The sequence below is a fragment of the Hazenella coriacea genome (assembly GCF_004341825.1).
In the GTDB taxonomy this organism is placed as follows: domain Bacteria; phylum Bacillota; class Bacilli; order Thermoactinomycetales; family Thermoactinomycetaceae; genus Hazenella; species Hazenella coriacea.
The window spans coordinates 1-6,200 of sequence record NZ_SMAG01000017.1 but is presented as its reverse complement, the minus strand read 5'-3'; the positions used below and the strand labels follow the sequence as shown (position 1 = coordinate 6,200).

The window sequence follows — 6,200 nt, the reverse complement described above, 5'->3', positions numbered from 1 at the left end:
CAGATGATTGGGGTGAAGTCGTAACAAGGTATCCCTACCGGAAGGTGGGGATGGATCACCTCCTTTCTACGGAGTATCTTTATGATACATGACGATACGAATTTTCTCTCTTCAGGTCAGGTTACACTCACTCTTTAGTTTTCAGGGAATACATAAAAAACCTACACTCATTGTGTAGGTTTTTTATGTTTAGTAATTCATAGTACGATTGGATTGGTTGATTTTTTCTAGAGCGAACTTAGATCACTCATTCCAGAAATTTATAGTCAACAGAGTAATCTTCATATTAAAAAAGCCATCTGTTTTACATAGGAGGGAATCAACATGAATTGACCTTCCTATGTATACAGACGGAATAAATGGGTTACAGATGAGAGACTGGCGTGTCTAAATGTATATTCGTTAGAGATTATATATTTTTGTCATATAAATAAAAAGGCAACCTAAAGTCGGAATTTACATAAATATTAAATAGTAAAGTGAATTTTTGTTAATTAATAATATTTATAGTAAAAACTCATCTAAATAACAAATAGGTAACATTAACCATATTCTATGCTTTTATTAAACGGAAAAGGGGATATATAAATTGTTGTATTTGTTTTATAAATGATAATTTATGATTAATAAACAAAAATATTTTAAAAATTGCTTGTTATTAACCAAAAAAGGTATTAAAATAGAATTGTAAATTCAAATATTTACAACTTTATAAATTCAGGGGGGGTTCACATGAGCCTAAAGCGTTTTACATGGTTTGCATTCATGTTTTTACTCACTCTTTCTGTGGTTGCATCACCGGTCCTAACAGTTGATGGACAAGCAGCTACCAATTCGGCGGCAGTTCAGTCGGAACAGATGGATCAACCCAGTATTTATTACGATTATTTTATGGAAGCATCGAAGGAGTTCGGTGTCCCTAAGGAGATTTTGCTCGCTGTTGGATATGCAGAGACTCGTTGGCAGGATCACAAGGGTGAGCCAAGTCAGTTAAATGGATATGGAATTATGCACTTGGCTGAAAACCCAACTAACAAAAGCTTAAAGAAAGCTAGTCAATTGCTTAAAGTTTCTCAAAAGCAATTAAAAACCGATGTTCGCCAAAATATCCGTGGAGGAGCAGCTGTTCTAGCGGAAATTGCTAAGGAACAAAACGGTGGGAAAAAGCCAGAAAAATTGGAAGATTGGTATACCGCAGTGGCTGTGTATAGTGGCTTAAGTGATAAACTAACCGCTAAATGGCACGCAGATGAAGTATACAAGATTATTAATGAAGGTGCTTATCGGGAAGTTGACGGTAAAGATATTTTCTTAAATCCTGTTTCTGTCACTCCAAATCGTGGTGAATATGAACATGTAGGTAATGTTTCAACTTTTGCAACACCTGACTATCCTAATGCACGTTGGGTAGCAGCACATAGCAGTAACTATACAGCGGCAAGTCGCTCATCCATTAACTATGTGATTGTTCATACCACTCAAGGTTCGTACAGTGGTGCAATTAGCTGGTTCCAAAATTCCTCAGCAAACGTGAGTGCTCACTATGTACTCCGTTCCAGTGATGGACAAGTTACACAAATGGTACAAAACAAAGATATTGCTTGGCATGCAGGAAACTGGACTTATAATCAGCAAAGTATTGGACTTGAGCATGAAGGATATGTAAGTGATCCAAAGTGGTATACCGATAGCATGTATCGCTCATCGGCGAACTTAACTCGTTGGCTTTGTGATCGTTATGGAATTCCAAAAACACGCACTCGTATTATTGGTCATAATGAGGTTCCTGGGGCGACTCACTCTGATCCTGGGGTTCACTGGGATTGGAACTACTACATGTCTTTAATTAACGGTTCAAGCGGCGGTGGCGGTGGTGGAACAACTGAAATCGTTGTCGATAACACAACTTCTGGACGTTTTTCTGCAAGTGCAAACTGGGATGGAAGCACTTATAGCTCACAAAAATATGGAACGAACTATCGCTTCGCGACTCCACAAGCAGTAAGTGATGCAGCTTGGTATAAAGCAAATGTTCCTGCAACAGGAACTTATGATGTATATGCTTGGTGGCCAGCTAATAGTGGGTATAATGATGCAACCCCATATGTGATTAAAACCACAACAGGAAATAAAACCGTGACTGTGAATCAAAGAGTAAATGGTGGTAAGTGGAATCACTTGGGTACCTTCAGCATAGCGGGTGGCGATGACTATGTTGTAGGTGTTTCAAGATGGAGCACTGGGTCAGGCTATGTAATTGCAGATGCAGTTAAATTAGTCAAACGTTAAGTAATTGTTAACAACAAACAAAAACCGGAGTAGACTTTAAGTCGCTTCGGTTTTTGTTTGTTTAAATGATGTGGCAAGGTATAATATAGGTTAATATTTAGAGTTTAAACGATCGAATATGATTATAAGTTAAGGATAAAACCGATGAGGAGGTAGTCATGTGGATAAAAAATCACTAATCAAGAGAAGTCGCTTTCAAAGGGAAAATGATAAGCAGTTAAAGAAACGACTGACTTCTTTACAATATCAAGTGACACAAAAAAGCGGAACTGAACCTCCATTTCGAAATGAGTTCTGGAATCATCAAGAGGAAGGCATTTACGTGGACATTGTTTCAGGAGAGCCTTTGTTCACTTCACTTGATAAATTTGATTCGGGATGTGGTTGGCCTAGCTTTACCAAGCCGATTCATAAAGAGCAAATTGTTGAAGTAGAAGACCGTAGTCATGGTATGATTCGAACAGAAGTGCGCAGTAGGGAGGCAGACTCCCATCTGGGGCATGTGTTTAACGATGGACCTAAACCGATGGGATTACGATATTGTATCAACTCAGCTGCATTGAGATTTATTCCGAGGAAAAATCTTGAAAAAGAAGGGTTTGGAGAATACCTACATCTATTCAAAAATAAATAGTGTTAAAAAGAGTTCATGGACTTTGTGCGATTTAAAATCCCCCCGATACTACTGTAATCTGGGGGGATTTTACTCTTTCAGCTATATGAAGTTTATTCAGCGAAGAGAAGCTGTTCAAATTCATTTAGTTTTTGTTCGAATACTTGTAATGCTTGACGGATTGGATCAGCGGATGTCATATCGACTCCAGCTTTCTTTAATACTTCAATCGGATAATTAGAACTACCTGCTTTTAAGAACTGTAGATAGCGGTCTACAGCAGGTGTACCTTCTTCAAGGATTTGTTTGGATAGGGCTGTGGCTGCACTAAAGCCAGTTGCATATTGATATACATAATAATTGTAGTAGAAATGGGGAATGCGTGCCCATTCTAATCCGATTTCCTCATCATTCACAATTTCTTGCCCATAATATTTTTTGTTTAGAGTGTAGTATTCAGAAGTGAGAAGATCTGGAGTTAAGGCCTCACCATTTTGAGCTTTTTGATGGATCAGGTGCTCAAACTCGGCAAACATAGTTTGACGGAAAACAGTTCCTCTAAAAGATTCAAGATAATGATTCAGCAAATAGAGTCGTTTTTTAGGATCATCGATTGTTTTTAAGAGATAATCGTTTAATAAAGCCTCATTACATGTGGAGGCAACTTCAGCTACAAAAATGGAATAGTCTCCATAAATGTAAGGCTGTGTTTTTCGTGTATAGTAGCTGTGAACAGAGTGACCGAATTCATGGGCTAAGGTAAATAAGTTATCCATGTTATCTTGCCAATTCATTAAAATGTATGGGTTGGTTCCATAAACACCTGATGAATAAGCACCACTACGCTTTCCTTTATTTTCATAGACGTCTACCCATCGATTTTTGTAAGCCTCTTGAAGAATTTCAATGTATTCATCCCCCATGGTAGTAAGCCCTTTGAGTAAAATTTGTTGGGCTTCAGGATAGGAGACTTTCATATCTACATCATCGATGAGAGGTGTGTAGATGTCATACATATGTAGCTCGGATAAACCTAAAGCCCGTTTACGGATGTTGACATAGCGATGTAAAAGGGCAAGATGTTCATTTACAGTTTCAACTAGTTGATCATAAACGCTTTCAGGAATATAGTTGTTGCTAAGTGCTGCTTCACGTGCCGATTTATAGTTCCGAACACGTGCAGTAAAGTTGTTTTTCTTAACCACTCCGCTCAAGGTGCTAGCGAAAGTATTTCTATACTTGTCGTATGTTTCATACATCGCTTTAAAGGCACTTTGCCGTACTTCACGACTTGGACTTTCCATAAAGTTAATGAACCGACCATGGGTAACCTCGACTTCATCACCATCGCCATCTTTAATTGTTGGAAATTTTAAATCAGCATTGTTCAGCATACCAAAAGTATTACTCGATGCCCCCATAACCTCTGATGCTTGGGCAAGTAAAGACTCTTCCTTATCGGATAAGACATGAGGACGTTTTAAATTCAACTTCTCAAACTCATGTTCATACACTTTCAGTTTTTCATCTGACTGTAGAAACTTATTGATTTTGGACTCTTCGATTTGTAGAATTTCTGGCGTCATATAAGCCATCATACTCGCTGCTTCTGTATATAAGTTGAGAGCTCGATCATTTAACCCTTGATAAAAGGAGTTTGTAGTGTCTTGGTCATAACGCATATGAGCGTATGTATACAGCTTTTCAATTCGATGAGAGATTTTATCACGTAATGTGAGTGCAGCTAGCAGTTGTTCAGCTGAATTAGCTAATGATCCTTTAAAAGTTGCCAATTGAGGTATTTGGTTCTTCACTTCCGCTAGTTCTTGTTCCCATAGATCATCTGAAGCAAAAATATCTTCTAAACGCCATGTATATTCAGGAGCCACTTCACTACGAAGAGGGAGCCTTTTGGTATTATGTTCAGACATTATAATCCTCCTTTAATAATGTATAGATTCATTATACTATTCCAAAGACAGCAATGGTAAAAATGAAAAATATTTTGAGTCTCGAAGTGATTGTATGTTTGAACGTGTTGATCTGCTAAGATACTATAAGTGAGTGGGACCTTAGCGTAGAAGCCATAAGATTAAGTTATTCATAATCGTTAATCATATGCAATCTTATTTTTAAGTTTCTTACAAGGTATGAGATCGAGGATGAACTATTACATAATTGACTACTTAGGAGGGCTTGTAATGAGTTATTTGCAAGATATTTTAGAATTAGATTTTGCCTACTTAGAAACTTTTACAACACGTACAGATACGAATTGGGGAATATTATTTTGTAATGAAAACCAGCCTCAATATTTTGATGCAAATCATGCTCATGTAAGTAATTTTGTTCATGAACCCCAGTCTATAATTAATGAAGTGGTCATGTATTATCAATCGAAAGGAATTATACCCAGATTCTATATATACAATTTGGACATTCAAAAGGAATTTCTTTCACTTCTAGAAGAAAATAAATTTAGTATGGAACAATTAATTAGTCCAGTCCAAATATGGAATAAAGAGGTTTTTGAAAAGGTAACTCCTGATAGTATTACAATAGAATTAGTAACAGAAAAAAATTACTCCGAAGCATTAGATATTGAATGTAGTATCAAAGAGTTTGGGGGAAGAACGGTTAGAGAGAAAGCATTTGAACAGGAGTTTAATCATCCAAAATTTAAGCATTATTTACTCAGATATAAAGATGTTGCCTGTGCTACTGCCTGCTTATTTGTGAATAACAATCAAGCCCGAATGGAAAGTGTAGCTACACTGGAAGAGTATAGGGGAAAAGGGTTGATCGGATACTTAATTCATCATATTCAAGTAGAGGTGAGAAATATGGGATTGGAAAATCTTTGGGTATTCCCGATCAATGAAAAAATAGAAAAGGTATATCAAAAATATGGATTTACAACAGTGAGAAAAATAAAAGTGGGACACGCGTTTTTAGGAGGAAAAAGTATTAAAGAGATTCAGGGATAATTAGAAAATATCTTTAAGATTTGCGAACGGGAATTCTCCCCATTTCAATGAGGAGATGAAAGTGAGGCAATAGGCAGTTAAACACACCCAAAGAGGGCTTCTAAATTTGAAGTCCTTTTGTTATTAAATTAATATATAAAGATCTTTGTAAAAAAAGTTTTGCATTTATTTTTATAGCGTGTTATATTATTACTTGTCGCCGCAAGATGCGACAAAATGAAGATTGCACCTTGAAAATGTGAATATGGAAGAACACGATATCTAGTCTAGATGTCATGTTGCATTCACCGGAAGAAGTTTTAAGTTTTTTA

At 36.7% G+C, this 6,200-nt stretch carries 3 protein-coding genes, 1 rRNA gene and 1 pseudogene; 4 read left to right on the top strand and 1 reads right to left on the bottom strand.

Annotation, left to right across the window (positions count from 1 at the left end; genetic code table 11):
* The 3 genes and pseudogenes from EDD58_RS14600 to msrB form a co-directional block, all read left to right on the top strand.
* Positions 1-66, top strand: a 16S ribosomal RNA gene (locus EDD58_RS14600); the annotation flags it as partial.
* A 666-nt stretch (positions 67-732) separates the two neighbouring features.
* Positions 733-2,289 carry a golvesin C-terminal-like domain-containing protein gene (locus EDD58_RS14595; protein WP_207903318.1) on the top strand — a complete coding sequence of 519 codons (1,557 nt, stop codon included), beginning with the start codon at positions 733-735 and terminating at the stop codon, positions 2,287-2,289.
* Between the two features lie 214 nt (positions 2,290-2,503).
* Positions 2,504-2,923: pseudogene (gene msrB, locus EDD58_RS14590) on the top strand (peptide-methionine (R)-S-oxide reductase MsrB); the annotation flags it as partial.
* 92 nt (positions 2,924-3,015) lie between these two features.
* Here the strand turns inward: msrB and pepF are convergent.
* Entirely contained in the window at positions 3,016-4,833 is a 1,818-nt protein-coding gene (gene pepF, locus EDD58_RS14585; protein WP_131926855.1) for an oligoendopeptidase F, read from the bottom strand.
* 270 nt (positions 4,834-5,103) lie between these two features.
* On the opposite strand from pepF, the gene EDD58_RS14580 reads away from it, so the two are divergent.
* The gene (locus tag EDD58_RS14580) at positions 5,104-5,889 is read left to right on the top strand and encodes a GNAT family N-acetyltransferase (protein WP_131926854.1); all 786 of its coding nucleotides are present in this window, start codon (positions 5,104-5,106) and stop codon (positions 5,887-5,889) included.
* Positions 5,890-6,200: the final 311 nt, after the last annotated feature.

Coding starts and splice junctions, on each gene's coding strand:
- pepF (WP_131926855.1), bottom strand. CDS start 4,833: ATGTCTGAACATAATACCAAAAGGCTCCCTCTTCGTAGTGAAGTGGCT.
- EDD58_RS14580 (WP_131926854.1), top strand. CDS start 5,104: ATGAGTTATTTGCAAGATATTTTAGAATTAGATTTTGCCTACTTAGAA.
- EDD58_RS14595 (WP_207903318.1), top strand. CDS start 733: ATGAGCCTAAAGCGTTTTACATGGTTTGCATTCATGTTTTTACTCACT.